This window comes from Ruegeria sp. AL2, assembly GCF_056540845.1.
Genome location: NZ_JBQFXM010000058.1, coordinates 1 through 1979, shown reverse-complemented (window position 1 = coordinate 1979; position 1979 = coordinate 1). Strand labels below are relative to the sequence as shown.

The window sequence follows — 1979 nt, the reverse complement described above, 5'->3', positions numbered from 1 at the left end:
AGCCGTTCGATTGCGGTATTGGATTGCTTGAGTATTTGGTATTGGTTGCGGGTTTGAGGGTTAGGTCTTATTTAGCGTGTTTGGATGTTGGGATGGGTTGGTCTGCCGCAGGGTTGCATCTGTCCTTTAGGCGCGGCGGGATATGGGGTATCTGGGCGTGCGCACCGTTTCACGGATTTGGAGAACGCAATGATGAAGCGCGCCTGGAACAAGTGGCGATCGGGCTATATGGGCCGGCTTGTCGGTGAGAGCTTTTATGCGCAGGGCGGGCTTTACGGCATTGCGATCCTGGCGATGATCGCGGTGGCGGTCACCACCGCCGGCTCGGCTTACATGATGGAATATATCATCGATGCCATGACCAGCCCGGAATTGCGGGGATGGGTGCATGTCATTGCGCTGGGGGTTGTGCTTCTGTTCCTGACCAAGGCGGTGGCCTCGTATATTCAGGCCGTTTTTCTGGCACGCGCGGGCAACCGGATTGTGGCCCAGCAGCAGGAGAAGCTGTACCGCAAGCTGGTCCGGCACGGAGTGTCGTTCTTCTCGACCACTGAATCGTCGGATCTGCTGATGCGCACGACCAATGGCGCGCAATCGGCCCGGAGCCTGATCGATGTTCTGGTCACCGGGTTTGTCCGCGATGCCCTGACCCTGGTCGGCCTGATTGTGGTCATGGTGTATCAGCAGCCGGTCCTGTCGGTGATGTTCTTTGTGGTGGGCCCGATTGCCCTGCTGGGGGTGCGGTATCTGCTGAAAAGCGTGCGCTCGATCATGCAGGCCGAGTTCAAATCGCTGGCAGAGATCATCCGGGTGCTGCAGGAGACCTCGGCGGGGATCAAGGTGATCAAGGTGTTTGCGCTTGAAGATCGCATGATCGACCGAATGGAGACCGCGATCCGGAAGGTCGAACAGCGCTCGAACGACATCGCCCGGCTGCAGGCCATTGCCAGCCCGCTGATGGAGTTTCTGGCCGGTCTGGCGGTTGCCGGGGTTCTCATTGTCAGCACGATGGGTATCGCGGGTGCCGAACAGCCGACCGCGGGTCAGCTGATGTCCTTCATCACCGCTTTGCTGATGGCCTATGAACCTGCCAAGCGCCTGTCCAGGATGCGGGTCCAGATTGAAACCTGCATGGTCGGGGTCGGCCTGTTGTTCAGCCTGCTGGATCAGGAGGACACGATGGTGGAAAGCCCCCGGGCCCGTGACCTGAGTGACGGCCCCGGACAGATCACGCTGCGCAATGTGACCTTTGGCTATCAGGGCACGGTGCCGGTGATCGACAACATGAGCGCCACTTTCGAGGCCGGGAAAACCACCGCCCTTGTCGGCCAGTCCGGTGGTGGCAAATCCACGTTGTTTGGCCTGATCATGCGGTTTTACGACCCCGATCAGGGCAGCGTCGAGATCGATGGCCGGGACCTGAGGGATGTTAGCTTTGCCTCGCTGCGGCGGAAAATCTCGTATGTCGGTCAGGATACGTTCCTGTTCTCGGCCTCGGTGATGGACAACCTGCGCTGCTCGGCGCCCGATGCGAGCGACGAAGAGGTGATCGCGGCAGCCCGGGCCGCACATGCGCATCAGTTCATCACCGACCTGCCGCAGGGCTATGAGACCCCGGTGGGCGAGAACGGAACCTTTCTGTCAGGCGGCCAGAAACAGCGCATCGCAATTGCCCGTGCCATTCTGCGCAAGGCCGAGATCCTGCTGCTGGACGAGGCCACAAGCGCGCTGGACGCGGAATCGGAATCGCTGGTCAAAGAGGCGCTGGACGCCCTGACACAGGATGTCACCGTCATCGTCATCGCCCACCGCCTGTCAACCGTGCTGGAGGCAGACAAGATCATCGTCATCCAGGACGGCGCTATCGCCGAACAGGGAAACCTCGACCAACTCATGCAGAAAAACGGCCCCTTCAAAAACCTCTTCGACCAACAGTTCAATAAACACAAACAAAAAGTCGCAGAGTAATAGGGGGAGCT

Annotated in this window: 1 protein-coding gene; it reads left to right on the top strand. The window is 59.7% G+C overall.

The window, feature by feature from the left end; all coding sequences use genetic code 11:
* The first annotated feature begins 189 nt into the window (after positions 1–189).
* On the top strand, positions 190–1968 hold the full coding sequence (locus ACR0ID_RS20320) for an ABC transporter ATP-binding protein (protein ID WP_480608395.1): 1779 nt from the start codon (positions 190–192) through the stop codon (positions 1966–1968).
* Positions 1969–1979 lie beyond the last annotated feature (11 nt).